The organism is Stenotrophomonas sp. SMYL8, from assembly GCF_036320065.1.
Taxonomy (GTDB): Bacteria; Pseudomonadota; Gammaproteobacteria; order Xanthomonadales; family Xanthomonadaceae; genus Stenotrophomonas; species Stenotrophomonas maltophilia_A.
This window is the reverse complement of record NZ_JAWIRR010000007.1, coordinates 158,244-172,325: the sequence shown is the minus strand read 5'-3', so window position 1 is coordinate 172,325 and position 14,082 is coordinate 158,244. Positions and strand designations below refer to the sequence as shown.

At 67.1% G+C, this 14,082-nt stretch carries 9 protein-coding genes; 4 read left to right on the top strand and 5 right to left on the bottom strand.

The features are described from left to right. Window positions 1–198: 198 nt before the first annotated feature. On the top strand, window positions 199–2,082 hold the full coding sequence (locus tag V3B25_RS08755; protein WP_329810509.1) for an ATP-binding cassette domain-containing protein: 1,884 nt from the start codon (window positions 199–201) through the stop codon (window positions 2,080–2,082). A 148-nt stretch (window positions 2,083–2,230) separates the two neighbouring features. Here V3B25_RS08755 and V3B25_RS08750 read toward each other — a convergent pair whose 3' ends face one another. Continuing rightward, window positions 2,231–2,692, bottom strand: coding sequence for a cytochrome c (locus tag V3B25_RS08750; protein WP_006361215.1), 462 nt, complete (start codon window positions 2,690–2,692; stop codon window positions 2,231–2,233). Between the two features lie 9 nt (window positions 2,693–2,701). Beyond that, window positions 2,702–3,091: a c-type cytochrome gene (locus tag V3B25_RS08745; RefSeq protein ID WP_005413034.1), complete on the bottom strand. Its 390-nt coding sequence runs from the start codon at window positions 3,089–3,091 to the stop codon at window positions 2,702–2,704. A gap of 206 nt (window positions 3,092–3,297) precedes the next feature. Here V3B25_RS08745 and V3B25_RS08740 point away from each other — a divergent pair, with 206 nt between their 5' ends. The 3 genes from V3B25_RS08740 to V3B25_RS08730 are packed head-to-tail and all read left to right on the top strand — an operon-like array spanning window position 3,298 to window position 11,044. Continuing rightward, window positions 3,298–4,449 (top strand): efflux RND transporter periplasmic adaptor subunit, encoded by a 1,152-nt coding sequence (locus tag V3B25_RS08740; RefSeq protein WP_201118809.1) that lies wholly within the window; start codon window positions 3,298–3,300, stop codon window positions 4,447–4,449. A gap of 56 nt (window positions 4,450–4,505) precedes the next feature. Beyond that, window positions 4,506–7,967: an efflux RND transporter permease subunit gene (locus V3B25_RS08735; RefSeq protein WP_329810512.1), complete on the top strand. Its 3,462-nt coding sequence runs from the start codon at window positions 4,506–4,508 to the stop codon at window positions 7,965–7,967. Beyond that, window positions 7,964–11,044: an efflux RND transporter permease subunit gene (locus tag V3B25_RS08730; protein ID WP_329810508.1), complete on the top strand. Its 3,081-nt coding sequence runs from the start codon at window positions 7,964–7,966 to the stop codon at window positions 11,042–11,044. Before V3B25_RS08735 ends, V3B25_RS08730 begins: the two co-directional genes overlap by 4 nt. Window positions 11,045–11,268: 224 nt before the next feature. On the opposite strand, the gene V3B25_RS08725 is transcribed toward V3B25_RS08730, so the two are convergent. From V3B25_RS08725 to V3B25_RS08715, 3 genes are read right to left on the bottom strand one after another with little or no spacing between them, the layout of a single operon-like run. Further along, window positions 11,269–12,501 (bottom strand): TraB/GumN family protein, encoded by a 1,233-nt coding sequence (locus V3B25_RS08725; protein ID WP_032960742.1) that lies wholly within the window; start codon window positions 12,499–12,501, stop codon window positions 11,269–11,271. Next, on the bottom strand, window positions 12,494–13,024 hold the full coding sequence (locus V3B25_RS08720) for an N-acetyltransferase family protein (RefSeq protein WP_329810507.1): 531 nt from the start codon (window positions 13,022–13,024) through the stop codon (window positions 12,494–12,496). Before V3B25_RS08720 ends, V3B25_RS08725 begins: the two co-directional genes overlap by 8 nt. Before the next feature lie 14 nt (window positions 13,025–13,038). Then, window positions 13,039–13,926 (bottom strand): carbon-nitrogen hydrolase, encoded by an 888-nt coding sequence (locus tag V3B25_RS08715; RefSeq protein WP_005409280.1) that lies wholly within the window; start codon window positions 13,924–13,926, stop codon window positions 13,039–13,041. Window positions 13,927–14,082 lie beyond the last annotated feature (156 nt).

The window sequence follows — 14,082 nt, the reverse complement described above, 5'->3', positions numbered from 1 at the left end:
GGGGGCGGGGGGGGGGCGCCCCCCCCCCGCCCCCCCCCCCCCCCGCCACCCCCCCCCCCCCCCCCCCCCCCCCCCCCCCCCCCCCCCACCCCGCCATCCCACAGGAAACCGGCTATGGCTGTTGCTTCGGCCGTTGACGTTGCCTCTGCGGGTGCCGGGTGCAACCCGGCCGACGCCCCCAACCCGTACAATATCCGGATGCCTCTGATTACCCTACAGAACGTCGACTTCAGCGTCGGCGGCCCGTTGTTGCTGGAAAAGGCCGAACTGTCGATCGAGCCGGGCGAACGCATCGCCCTGATCGGCCGCAACGGCGCCGGCAAATCCACCCTGCTCAAGCTGCTGTCCGGCGACCACAAGCCCGATGACGGCGAAGTCCGCGTGCAGCAGGGCGTGCGTGTCACCCGCCTGGAGCAGGAAGTGCCGCATGGCGCCGCCGGCTCGGTGTTCGACGTCGTCGCCGATGGCCTCGGCGAACTGGGCCAGTGGCTGGCCGAATTCCACCACCTCAGCCATGCCGAGGTGTTCGATGGCGAAGCGCTCGGCAACGTGCAGGCCAAGATCGACGCCGCCAACGGCTGGGGCCTGGACCAGCGCGTCAGCGAAACCCTGACCAAGCTCGACCTGGACGGCGAGGCCGAGTTCGGCCGCTTGTCCGGTGGCATGAAGCGCCGCGTGCTGCTGGCCCGCGCGCTGGTGTCCAGCCCGGATGTGTTGCTGCTGGACGAACCGACCAACCACCTGGACATCGAAGCCATCGACTGGCTGGAAGCGTTCCTGAAGGGCTGGAGCGGCAGCGTGGTATTCGTCACCCATGACCGTCGCTTCCTGCGTGCGCTGGCCACCCGCATCGTCGAGATCGACCGCGGCCAGGTCACCAGCTGGCCGGGCGACTGGGCCAACTACGAGCGCCGCCGCGAGGAACGCCTCAATGCGCAGGCGCAGGAAAACGCCCGCTTCGACAAGCTGCTGGCGCAGGAAGAAGTCTGGATCCGGCAGGGCATCAAAGCCCGCCGTACCCGCGATGAAGGCCGCGTACGTCGCCTGAAGGCGATGCGCACCGAACGCTCGCAGCGCCGCGACCTCAGCGGCAACGTCAAGATGGAAGCCGCGCAGGGCGTCAGCTCCGGCAAGAAGGTCATCGACGTCAAGGACATTTCGTTCGCCTTCGGCGAGCGCACCATGGTCCGCGATTTCACCACCACCATCCTGCGTGGCGACCGCATCGGCCTGATCGGTCCCAACGGCAGCGGCAAGACCACGCTGCTGAAGCTGCTGCTGGGCGAACTGCAGCCGGCCAAGGGTGAGGTCAACGCCGGTACCAACCTTCAGATCGCGTATTTCGACCAGTACCGCGCGGTGCTGCGCGAAGACTGGAGCGCGATCGAGAACGTGGCCGAAGGCCGCGATTTCCTCGAGTTCAACGGCAAGCGGAAGCATGTGCATGCCTATCTGCAGGACTTCATGTTCACTCCGGAGCGCGCGCGTGCGCCGATCACCCGCCTGTCTGGCGGTGAGCGCAACCGCCTGCTGCTGGCCAAGCTGTTCGCGCAGCCGTCCAACCTGCTGGTAATGGACGAACCGACCAACGACCTCGACGTGGAAACCCTGGAGCTGCTGGAAGAGCTGCTGGGCGAGTACACCGGCACGCTGCTGCTGGTCAGCCACGACCGTGACTTCATCGACAACGTGGTGACCTCCACGCTGGTGATGGAAGGCGACGGCGTGATCGGCGAGTACGTCGGCGGCTACAGCGACTGGCAGCGCTATGCGGCCAGCGTGGCTGCACCTGCCGCGGCCCCGGCAGCAGCCAAGCCGGCGGTTGCTGCACCGGCCGCCACGGCCGCTGCTCCGGCTGCGCCCAAGCGCAAGCTGGCCTACAAGGAAGCGCGCGAACTAGAGCAGCTGCCGAAGACCATCGAGAAGCTGGAAGGCGACGTCGAAGGGCTGACCTCGGCGATGAACGACCCGTCGTTCTACACCCGCAGCAGTGCCGAAGTAACCGCGCACACCCAGCAGCTGGCCAAGGTGCAGGCCGAGCTGGATGCCGCGTACGCGCGCTGGGAAGAGCTGGAAGGCTGAGCTGAGCGTCCGCCGGCGCTGCCGGTGAACTCAGTAGATCCACGCCATGCGTGGATATCGGGATCCGTGCGGACCAACGGTCCGCACCTACCGAAGCCGGTTACGCCTCCGTACGGACCAAGGTCCGCACCCACCGGGGCGCCGGCGGTCATTTAACCCCGTGCAAATCCCGCAGCTGGCTCGGCCGACTGCCGAAATACGCCGCCAGATCGGCGATGTCCTGATCGCTCAGGTCCTTCGCCTGCGGAGTCATCAGCGCATGCTGGCGGTCACCGGCGCGGTAGGCCTGCAGCGCATGCGCCAGGTAGTCACCGTACTGCCCACCCAGCTTCGGGTAGGTCGCATCGATCGGCGCGTTGCCGTCGGCGCCGTGGCAGTCGATGCAGCTCTGGTTGGTGGCCTTGCTCTTCACCTTGGCGCGGGCTTCACCGGCGGCCTCGCGACCTGGTGGCAGGCCGGCAGAGGATGAAGAACCGTGTTCGCCGCTGGCATGGCCCGGGTCGGCGGCGGATTTCTCGCTGTTTTCCACCTGCGACTGTGAACAGGCGGCCAGCAGCAGGGCAACGGACAGGGCGATGGCGTGACGCATCGGATGCGCGGCTTTCGACATGGGCGGGCCTTACTTGACGGTGGACAGGTAAACAGAGAGATCGGCGATCTCCTGTTCGCTGAAACTCATCGACTGCGCCTGCATCGTCGGATGCCTGCGCTTGCCCTGGCGGTACTCGGTCAGGGCCTGGGCCAGGTACTGCTGGGTCTGGCCGCCGATCTTCGGCACCCGGTAACTGGGGTAGGCGTTCTTGTAGCCGGTGATGCCATGGCACCCCTGGCAGGTATAGGCCAGGACACGGCCATTGTCGAAGTTGCCGGTGGGGGCGGCAGGCGCCGGGGCAGCGGCGGGAGCCGGGGCCGGGGCAGGTGTGGCAGGAGCAGGAGCGGGCTGTGCGGCGGCCCCAAGGGGCAGGAGGACGGCCAGAGCGAGACAAGCGGCGAGCGGCTGCGGGCGCATGGTGTCGTTTCCGGGGATTCGGGTCTGGTCGTTCCGGCGTGGGGTACGGAACGCCCCGAGTATAGCCCCAGGTTTCATCTAGCTGAAATGGGGGGCGGGCCGACCAGTGGCACGAAGACACCATGACCTTTGGGATATGGTGTTGCCGTGAAGTGGTGCATTACTTTGCTACCACACCTGTCCACGCATCCTCCAGGGATCTGACGATGTCGCACCCAACCTTCCTGTCCGGCCGTCGCAGCGGAATCTGCGCTGCCGCACTGCTGATCTCCACCTCCCTGCTGCTGGGCGGTTGCGCCGCAGGGCCCAATTCCGAAGCCAAGGCCGCCGAGACCAAGGAGGAGAAGAAGGTCGATGCGGTCCCGGTCGAAGTGGCCGTGGCCAGCCACCGTGCTGTCGCGGCCAGCTACACCGGTACCGCTGCGCTGGAACCACGCGCCGAGTCGCAGGTGGTGGCCAAGACTTCCGGCGTGGCGCTGGCGGTGCTGGTCGAGGAAGGCCAGCGGGTCAGCGCTGGCCAGCCGCTGGTGCGTCTGGACCCGGACCGCGCGCGCCTGGCCGTGGCACAGAGCGAAGCGCAGATGCGCAAGCTGGAAAACAACTACCAGCGCGCGCAGAAACTGGTGGGCCAGCAGATGGTCAGCGCCGCCGACGTCGACCAGCTGCGTTACGACCTGGAAAACGTACGCGCGCAGTACCGCCTAGCCACGCTGGAACTGTCCTACACCACGGTGGTGGCGCCGATCTCCGGCGTGATCGCGTCGCGCTCGATCAAGACCGGCAACTTCGTGCAGATCAACACGCCGATCTTCCGCATCGTCGACAACTCGCGGCTGGAAGCCACCCTCAACGTGCCCGAGCGCGAGCTGGCCACCCTGCGCGCCGGCCAGCCGGTGACGCTGGCTGCCGATGCGCTGCCGGGGCAGAGCTTCACCGGCACCGTCGACCGCATCGCACCGGTGGTGGATTCGGGCAGCGGTACGTTTCGCGTGGTCAGTGCCTTCGATGGCGCCGCGCACGCGTTGCAGCCCGGCATGTTCGGTCGCATCCGCATCGATTACGACCAGCGTGCGGATGCGCTGGTGGTGCCGCGCCTGGCGCTGCTCGACGATGGTGAGCCGGCGGTGTTCCGGGTGCGCGAAGGCAAGGTCGCACGCGTTCCGGTCAAGCTGGGTTACGCCGAGGGCCCGTGGGTGGAGATCCGTGATGGCCTGGCGGCCGGTGATCAGGTGGTCACCGCCGGCAAGGTCGCCCTGCGCGACGGCACCGCAGTGCAGGTGATCGCTGATCCGAAGGCAAAGGCGAAGACGGTCGCAGCGGCCGCCAAGCCGGCAGACAAGGCCGGGAGCACGCAATGACCGCCCCGGGCCACGACCACGGTGCCTCGCCGGCGAGCGACGGCGCCGCCGCCAGCATGCGCGGCGGTCTGGTGGAATTCGCCACCCGCCGCCGCGTGACCATCGCCATGTGCACGGTCACCCTGTTGCTGTTCGGCCTGATCGCGCTGGGCAACCTCAAGGTCAACCTGCTGCCCGACCTGAGCTACCCGACGCTGACCGTGCGCACCGAGTACACCGGTTCGGCGCCGACCGAAATCGAAACCCTGATCACCCAGCCGGTTGAAGAAGCGGTCGGCGTGGTCAAGAACCTGCGCAAGCTGAAGTCGGTCTCGCGCACCGGCCAGAGCGATGTGGTGCTGGAGTTCGCCTGGGGCACCAACATGGACCAGGCCAGCCTGGAGGTGCGCGACAAGATGGAAGCGCTGAACCTGCCACTGGAGGCCAAGGCCCCGGTGCTGCTGCGCTTCAATCCGTCCACCGAACCGATCATGCGCCTGGTGCTGTCGAACAAGGTGGCGCCGACCAGCGATGCCGATGCGGTCCGTGAGCTGACCGGCCTGCGCCGCTATGCCGATGAAGACCTGAAGAAGAAGCTGGAGCCGGTCAGCGGCGTGGCGGCGGTCAAGGTCGGTGGCGGCCTCGAGGACGAGATCCAGGTCGACATCGACCAGCAGAAGCTGGCCCAGCTGAACCTGCCGATCGACACCGTCATCAAGCGCCTGAAGGACGAGAACATCAACATCTCCGGCGGCCGCCTGGAGGAGGGTTCGCAGCGCTTCCTGGTGCGTACCGTCAACCAGTTCGCCGACCTGGAGGAGATCCGCAACCTGCTGGTCACCACCCAGGCGTCGAACGGTAGCGCGGCCGACTCGGCGTTGCAGCAGATGTTCAACATCGCCGCGTCGACCGGTTCGGCGGCAGCCATCGCGGCGGCATCGGCGGTGCAGAGCGCATCGTCCGGCGGTGGTTCCAGCGTGGTCGCCAACGGTGTGCCGGTGCGCCTGAAGGACGTGGCCACCGTGCGTCAGGGCTACAAGGAACGCGAAGCGGTGATCCGCCTGGGCGGCAAGGAATCGGTCGAACTGGCGATCTACAAGGAAGGCGACGCCAATACCGTGTCCACCGCCGAAGCGCTGCGCAAGCGCCTGGAGCAGATCAAGGGCACGTTCCCGTCCGACGTCGAGATGACCACCATCGAGGACCAGTCGCGCTTCATCGAGCACGCCATCGCCGACGTCAAGAAGGATGCAGTGATCGGCGGCCTGCTGGCGATCCTGATCATCTTCCTGTTCCTGCGTGATGGCTGGAGCACGTTCGTGATCAGCCTGTCGCTGCCGGTCTCGATCATCGCCACGTTCTTCTTCATGGGCCAGCTCGGCCTGAGCTTGAACGTGATGTCGCTGGGCGGTCTGGCACTGGCCACCGGCCTGGTGGTGGATGACTCGATCGTGGTGCTGGAGAGCATCGCCAAGGCCCGCGAGCGTGGCCTGGGCATCCTGCAGGCGGCCATCGCCGGTACCCGCGAAGTGAGCATGGCGGTGGTCGCCTCCACCCTGACCACCATCGCGGTGTTCCTGCCGCTGGTGTTCGTCGATGGCATCGCTGGCCAGCTGTTCCGCGACCAGGCGTTGACCGTGGCGATCGCCATCGCGATCTCGCTGCTGGTGTCGATGACCCTGATCCCGATGCTCAGCTCGCTGAAGGGACGGCCGCCGCTGGCGTTCCCGGAAGAAGCGCCGAACGAACCGTGGCAACCGCAGAACCGCTGGCAGAAGCCGGTTGCGCTGGGCCGTCGTGGCGCCGTGGCGACCGCGCGCTGGAGCTTCTACGCGCTGGCCTGGCTGGTCGTGCGGGCGTGGCGTGGCGTGGTGGCGGTGGTCGGCCCGGTGATGCGCAAGGCCAGCGATCTGGCGATGAAGCCCTACGCCGGCGCCGAGCGTGGCTACCTGCGCCTGCTGCCGAGCGCACTGGCGCATCCGGGCAAGGTGCTGGGTGTTGCCTCGATCATCTTCGTGGCGACGATGGCGCTGGTGCCGATGCTCGGTGCCGATCTGATCCCGCAGCTGGCGCAGGATCGTTTCGAAATGACGGTGAAGCTGCCGGCCGGCACGCCGCTGAAGCAGACTGATGCACTGGTACGCGAGCTGCAGCTGGCACACGGCAAGGGCGAGGGCGTGGCGTCGCTGTACGGTGTCAGCGGCAGCGGCACCCGCCTGGATGCCAGCCCCACCGAGAGCGGCGAGAACATCGGCAAGCTGACCGTGGTGATGGAAGGCGGTGGCAATGCACGCACCGAGGCCGAGATCACCGAGCGCCTGCGTGACACCATGGGCCAGCATCCGGGGGCACAGGTCGATTTCGCGCGGCCGGCGTTGTTCAGCTTCTCCACGCCGCTGGAAATCGAGTTGCGCGGGCAGGACATGGCAACCCTGGAAGTGGCCGGCCAGCGCCTGGCGGCGATGCTGCGCGGCAATGCGCACTACGCCGATGTGAAGTCGACGGTGGAAGAGGGCTTCCCGGAAATCCAGATCCGCTTCGACCAGGAGCGTGCCGGTGCGCTGGGCCTGACCACGCGCCAGATCGCCGACGTGGTGGTGAAGAAGGTGCGCGGCGATGTCGCCACCCGCTACAGCTTCCGTGACCGCAAGATCGACGTGCTGGTGCGTGCGCAGGAGGGCGACCGCGCCAGCGTGGAGAGCATCCGCCGGCTGATCGTCAACCCGGGCAGCACCCGTCCGGTCACGCTGGACGCGGTGGCCGAAGTGGTCGCCACCACTGGCCCCAGCGAAATCCACCGCGCCGACCAGACCCGGGTTGCGGTGGTGTCGGCCAACCTGCGCGACATCGACCTCGGCGCGGCCATGCGCGAGGTGCAGCAGATGGTCGCCGAGCAGCCGCTGGGTGCGGGTGTCGGCCTGCACATCGGTGGCCAGGGTGAGGAGCTGGCGCAGGCGGCGAAGTCGTTGATCTTCGCCTTCGGCCTGGCGATCTTCCTGGTCTACCTGGTGATGGCCTCGCAGTTCGAATCGCTGCTGCACCCGTTCGTGATCCTGTTCACCATCCCGCTGGCGCTGGTCGGTGCGATCCTGGCGCTGATGCTGACCGGCAAGCCCATCTCGGTGGTGGTGTTCATCGGCCTGATCCTTCTGGTCGGCCTGGTCACCAAGAACGCGATCATCCTGATCGACAAGGTCAACCAGCTGCGCGAGGCCGGCGTAGCAAAGCACGAGGCGCTGGTGGAAGGCGCGCGCTCGCGCCTGCGGCCGATCATCATGACCACGCTGTGCACGCTGTTCGGCTTCCTGCCGTTGGCGGTGGCGATGGGCGAGGGCGCCGAAGTGCGCGCGCCGATGGCGATCACCGTGATCGGTGGCCTGCTGGTGTCGACCCTGCTGACTCTGCTGGTGATCCCGGTGGTGTACGACCTGATGGACCGTCGCGGCGATGCGTATTACCGCGAACGTGGTCGCAAGCATGCCGGTGAGATCGAGCCGGGTGCAGCGGGCAGTGCGGCGGGTACGGAGGAACCGGCATGAGTGTGGCCGAGTTCTCCATCCGCCGTCCGGTCACCACCATCATGTGTTTCGTGTCGCTGGTGGTGATCGGCCTGATCGCTTCGTTCCGGTTGCCGTTGGAAGCGCTGCCGGACATCTCCGCGCCGTTCCTGTTCGTGCAGATTCCGTACACCGGCTCCACCCCGGAGGAAGTGGAACGGACCATCATCCGCCCAGTCGAGGAATCGCTGGCGACGATGACCGGCATCAAGCGCATGCGCTCGTCGGCCACCTCCGAAGCGGCGCTGATCTTCATCGAGTTCAGCGACTGGGACCGCGACATCGCCATCGCCGCCTCCGATGCACGCGAGCGCATCGACGCGATCCGCAGCGACCTGCCCGACGACCTGCAGCGCTACAACGTGTTCAAGTGGTCCAGTAGCGACCAGCCGGTGCTGAAGGTGCGCCTGGCCAGCACCACCGACCTGACCACCGCCTATGACATGCTCGACCGCGAGTTCAAGCGGCGCATCGAGCGCATTCCCGGCGTGGCCCGTGTCGACATCACCGGTGCGCCGCCGAACGAGGTGGAGATCGCCATCGATCCGAACCGCCTCAACGCGCACGGCCTGAGCATCAATGAACTGAGCGAGCGCCTGCGTACGCTGAATTTCTCGATCTCGGCCGGGCAGATCGACGACAACGGCCAGCGCGTGCGCGTGCAGCCGGTGGGTGAGATCACCGACCTGCAGGAAATGCGCGATCTGGTGATCAACGCCAAGGGCCTGCGCCTGGGCGATATCGCCGATGTGCGCCTGAAGCCGGCGCGGATGAACTACGGGCGCCGCCTGGACGGCAACCCGGCGGTCGGCCTGGACATCTTCAAGGAGCGCAGTGCCAATCTGGTGGAGGTGTCGCGCGCGGCACTGGCCGAGGTTGAATCGATCCGTGCCGAAGCGTCGATGCGCGACGTGCAGATCAAGGTGATCGACAACCAGGGCAAGGCGGTGACCTCCTCGCTGCTGGAACTGGCCGAGGCCGGTGCGGTCGGCCTGATCCTGTCGATCACGGTGCTGTTCTTCTTCCTGCGCCATTGGCCGTCCACGCTGATGGTGACCCTGGCCATTCCGATCTGTTTCACCATCACCCTGGGCTTCATGTACTTCGTCGGGGTGACGCTGAACATCCTGACCATGATGGGCCTGCTGCTGGCGGTGGGCATGCTGGTCGACAACGCCGTGGTGGTGGTGGAGAGCATCTACCAGGAGCGCGAGCGCATGCCGGGGCAGCCGCGCCTGGCCTCGATCATCGGCACCCGCAACGTGGCCATCGCGCTCAGTGCCGGTACGCTGTGCCACTGCATCGTGTTCGTGCCGAACCTGTTCGGCGAGACCAACAACATCAGCATCTTCATGGTGCAGATCGCGATCACCATCTCGGTCTCGCTGCTGGCCTCGTGGCTGGTCGCGGTCAGCCTGATCCCGATGTTGTCCGCGCGCATGGCCACGCCGAAGCTGGTGCACTCGCAGACCGGCGTGATCGCGCGCCTGCAGCGGCGCTACGCGACACTGCTGGACTGGTCGCTGCACCATCGTGGCTGGAGCCTGCTCGGCATCGTGCTGGTGGTGCTGGTCAGCCTGGTGCCGATGAAGCTGACCAAGGTCGACATGTTCGGTGGTGACGGCGGCAAGGACATCTTCATCGGCTACATGTGGAAGGGCGCCTACACCTACCGGCAGATGTCCGAGGAAGTGGCGCGGGTGGAGAACTGGATCGACGCCAACCGCGAGCGCCTGCACGTGAAGCAGGTGTATTCCTGGTACAGCGAGCAGGAAGGCAGCTCCACCGTGGTCACCCTGGACGAAAAGTACGCCAAGGACATCAAGGCGCTGCAGGAAGAGCTGCGCAAGGGCCTGCCGAAGTCGGCCCGCACCGACTACTTCGTCGGCAACCAGGGCGGTGATGGTGGCGGTGGCGGCAACCAGGGCGTGCAGGTGCAGCTGGTGGGCGACTCCAGTTCGATGCTGCAGGAGATCGGCCAGGAAGTGGTACCGCTGCTGGCCCAGCGCGCCGAGCTGCGCGATGTGCGCATCGACAACGGCGAGAAGGGCGGCGAACTGAAGGTGCGCGTCGACCGCGAGCGCGCCGCCGCATTCGGCTTCAATGCCGAGCAGGTAGCCAGCTTCGTCGGCCTGGCCCTGCGCGGTGCACCGATGCGCGAGTTCCGCCGCGGCGACAACGAAGTACCGGTATGGGTGCGCTTCGCCGGTGCCGAGCAGAGCAGCCCGGAAGACCTGGCCGGCTTCAGCGTGCGTACCGGCGACGGCCGCAGCGTGCCACTGCTGAGCCTGGTCACCGTCGACGTCGGTTCGTCGGCCACCCAGATCGGCCGCACCAACCGCCAGACCACGCTGACCATCAAGGCCAACCTGGCCGAAAAGATCACCGCACCCGATGGCCGCAAGGCGATGGAGTCCGTGCTCAAGCCGATGAACTTCCCGGCCGGCTATGGCTTCACCTTCGATGGCGGCGACTACGGCAACGACGACGAGGCGATGCAGCAGATGGTGTTCAACCTGCTGATCGCGCTGGTGATGATCTACGTGGTGATGGCGGCGGTGTTCGAATCGCTTCTGTTCCCGGCGGCGATCATGAGTGGCGTGCTGTTCTCGATCTTCGGCGTGTTCTGGCTGTTCTGGATCACCGGCACCTCGTTCGGGATCATGTCCTTCATCGGCATCCTGGTGCTGATGGGCGTGGTGGTGAACAACGGCATCGTGATGATCGAGCACATCAACAACCTGCGGCGCGGCGGCATGGGCCGAACGCAGGCTTTGGTTGAAGGCTCACGCGAGCGCCTGCGCCCGATCATGATGACGATGGGCACGGCGATCCTGGCGATGGTGCCGATCTCGCTGACCAATACGCAGATGTTCGGCAATGGCCCCGAGTACGCGCCGATGGCGCGCGCGATTGCCGGCGGCCTGGCGTTCTCGACCGTGGTCAGCCTGCTGTTCCTGCCGACGATCTATGCAGTGCTGGATGACCTGCGCAGTGCGGTCACGCGACTGATCCGCCGCGCCCGCGGTCTGGAGATCGTGCCGGGTACCCCGGTGTAGTGGTCGAGCTTGCTCGACCGTAATGCGCGCCAACGTGTTGTGGTGTGGGGGAGGCCGGTCGTAGTGGGGCGGCCTCCCCCTTTTTTTGATGTTCTGCGCAGAGCATGCTCGGCCGATCTTTGCGGTCGGCGTAAAGCGTGCCAACCAAGGTTGGCACCTGCCGGTCGCGCGCGCAGACTCCGTGCGGCCGGTAGCGCCGGGCCATGCCCGGCGGGGCGTTGCAATCAACCGGCGACCTTGCCCCACACCTTGAACGTGGTCAGCCACAGGCCCAGCATGCTGCCGATGTTGGTCAGCATGAAGGTCAGCACCACGCGGGTGACGCGGTTGCGATACCAGCCCTTCAGGCTCTGCGCATCGTCGCGCAGCTTCAGGAAGTCCTCATACGCCGGCTTGCGCAGGCGCGCTTCCACCAGGGCCGAGAATGCGCCGGTCGGGATGCTCAGGCGGAACGGCTTGAACGGCGCCACCGCGATCGCGGTGAGGATGCTCAGCGGATGGCCGCCGGCCAGCAGGCAGCCCAGGCCCGCCAGGCCGCCGGTATACATCGCCCAGGTCGCCAGCAGTTCGGTGCCCACGCCCAGACCACCGCGGTAGAAGCCCACGCCGATGCCGGTCGCCACGATGGCCAGGATGCCCAGCGTGAACCACGGAATGTTGCGCTTCTTCGGCACCGCTTCCAGCTCGGCGCGCAGCGGTGCCGGTGCTTCGGTGTCGGTTTCCAGGTAGCGGGCCAGCCCGGCAAGGTGACCGGCACCGACCACTGCCAGCACCTCACGCTGCTGCGGATCGTGTTCTTCGCGCAGGCGCGTGGCCATGTAGCGGTCGCGCTCGCCGATGATGGTCTCGTACAGTGCCGGGCTCTCGCTGGCGAACTCGCCGAAGCTCGATTCCAGCATGTCGCCCTGCTTGAGCTTCTCGATCTCGTTTTCGCCCACTTCCTCGGACGAGAACAGGCCGGCGCCGAGACCGGCAACCAGCTTCAGCTTGCCGAAGAAGCCCAGCCGCTGCGAGGCGCGGCGGAAGGTCAGGCCGACTTCACGGTCGATCAGGTGTACCGGCAGGTCGCGTTCGCGCGCCAGTTCCACCGCGCGTTTCAGTTCCGCGCCCGGCTCGATGTCGAGCTGTTCGGCCAGGCGACGCTGGTAGGCGGACAGGGCCAGGTTGGCGGCGAACAGGGCGACGCGGCCCTTGCGGATCACCTCGACCAGGTCGAGCTTGGCCAGCGTGTCCGGGTCGCTCAGCGCCTGCAGGCGCTGCGGGTCCAGTTCAACGGCCACCGCGTCGAAGCGACCGCTGTCGATGGCTTTCTCCACCGCCTCGACGCTGGCGCGTGAGACATGGGCGGTGCCCAGCAGGGTGTAGCGCACGCCGTCGCGTTCAACAACGCGTACCGGCTGGCCGGCGAAGAGGTCGTCGCCGGTCTCGGGAAGGGTTTCGGTCATGGGTTCATTCATTGGAAGGTGCAGTGTCGGCGCCATCGCCGAGCGCGCGCTGCATCTGCACGGTATCCAGCCAGCGGCCATGCTTGCGGCCGAGGCCACGGAACACGCCGACCAGCTCGAAGCCGAAGCGTTCGTGCAGCTTGATGGAGGCGGCATTGGTCGGCTCCCCGATCACCGCCACCATCTGCCGGTAGCCACGCGCCACGCAGGCGTCGATGAGAGCCTGGAGCAGGCCGGTGCCCACGCCCTGGCCCTGGAAGCGGGCATCGACGTAGACCGAGTTTTCCACGGTCCACTGGTAGGCGATGCGGGTGCGGTAGGTGTTGGCGTAGGCATAGCCGGCCACCTGGCCGTCAATCTCGGCGACCAGGTAGGGGAAGCCGCGGTCGATGATGTCGCGCATGCGGCGCAGCATCTCGGACGCGTCCGGGATGTCGTACTCGTAAGTGTTGATGAAGTCGGTCACTTCCACCGCGTAGATCGCGGTGATCGCGGCGATGTCGGCCGGGCCGGCATCACGGATGAGGACGGCCATGCGCGGGCTCCGGCTCAGTCGATGTAGCGCTTGAGCAGGTCGCCGTAGGCATCGATGCGGCGGTCGCGCAGGAACGGCCAGATGCGGCGCACATGCTCGCTGCGCTGCAGGTCGACATCGCACAGCAGAACCGTGGCATCGGTGCCGGCTTCGGCCAGGAACTCGCCCTGCGGGCCGAGCACGTGGCTGTTGCCCCAGAACTGGATGCCGGAGGCGCCCAGCGGCGAGGCCTCGTGGCCGACGCGGTTGCAGCTCAGCACCGGCAGGCCGTTGGCCACGGCGTGGCCACGGTGGCTCAGCACCCAGGCGTCGCGCTGGCGGGTCTTCTCGTCCTGCACGTCGTCCGGGTCCCAGCCGATCGCGGTCGGGTAGAGCAGCAGTTCGGCACCGGCCAGCGCCATCAGGCGCGCCGCTTCCGGGTACCACTGGTCCCAGCACACCAGCACGCCGAGGCGACCCACCGAGGTATCGATCGGCTTGAAACCGATGTCGCCCGGGGTGAAGTAGAACTTCTCGTAGAAGCCCGGATCGTCCGGGATATGCATCTTGCGGTACTTGCCGAGCAGCGTACCGTCCTTCTCGAACACCACGGCGGTGTTGTGGTACAGGCCGGCAGCACGGCGCTCGAACAGCGAGCCGACCAGCACCACGCCATGCTTCTTCGCCAGCGCGCCCAGGCGCTCGGTGCTCGGGCCCGGGATCGGCTCGGCCAGGTCGAACTCGTCCACCGATTCGTGCTGGCAGAAGTACGGGCCGTTATGCAGTTCCTGCAGCAGCACCAGCTTGGCACCCTGGGCAGCCGCCTCGGCCACGCGTGCTTCGATCACCGCCAGGTTGGCGGCGGCATCACCGTGGTTGCGCTCCTGGATCAGGGCGACGGTAAGGGGGCTGCGCGAGTTCATGCGGGGCGTTCCTGCGGGGGAAAACCTGCATGTTAGCGCGGATGGACGGCGACGGCGTGTCGCGCGCTGAATGGGTGCTGGTAGTGCCGGGGGGGGGGGGGGGGGCCGGCCCCCCCCCCCCCCCCCGGGGGGGGGGGGGGCGCCCGGGGCGCCGCG

What these genes read in the sequence shown, in the direction of transcription:
- V3B25_RS08755 (WP_329810509.1), top strand. Translation starts at nt 199, where the DNA reads ATGCCTCTGATTACCCTACAGAACGTCGACTTCAGCGTCGGCGGCCCG.
- V3B25_RS08750 (WP_006361215.1), bottom strand. Translation starts at nt 2,692, where the DNA reads ATGTCGAAAGCCGCGCATCCGATGCGTCACGCCATCGCCCTGTCCGTT.
- V3B25_RS08745 (WP_005413034.1), bottom strand. Translation starts at nt 3,091, where the DNA reads ATGCGCCCGCAGCCGCTCGCCGCTTGTCTCGCTCTGGCCGTCCTCCTG.
- V3B25_RS08740 (WP_201118809.1), top strand. Translation starts at nt 3,298, where the DNA reads ATGTCGCACCCAACCTTCCTGTCCGGCCGTCGCAGCGGAATCTGCGCT.
- V3B25_RS08735 (WP_329810512.1), top strand. Translation starts at nt 4,506, where the DNA reads ATGCGCGGCGGTCTGGTGGAATTCGCCACCCGCCGCCGCGTGACCATC.
- V3B25_RS08730 (WP_329810508.1), top strand. Translation starts at nt 7,964, where the DNA reads ATGAGTGTGGCCGAGTTCTCCATCCGCCGTCCGGTCACCACCATCATG.
- V3B25_RS08725 (WP_032960742.1), bottom strand. Translation starts at nt 12,501, where the DNA reads ATGAATGAACCCATGACCGAAACCCTTCCCGAGACCGGCGACGACCTC.
- V3B25_RS08720 (WP_329810507.1), bottom strand. Translation starts at nt 13,024, where the DNA reads ATGGCCGTCCTCATCCGTGATGCCGGCCCGGCCGACATCGCCGCGATC.
- V3B25_RS08715 (WP_005409280.1), bottom strand. Translation starts at nt 13,926, where the DNA reads ATGAACTCGCGCAGCCCCCTTACCGTCGCCCTGATCCAGGAGCGCAAC.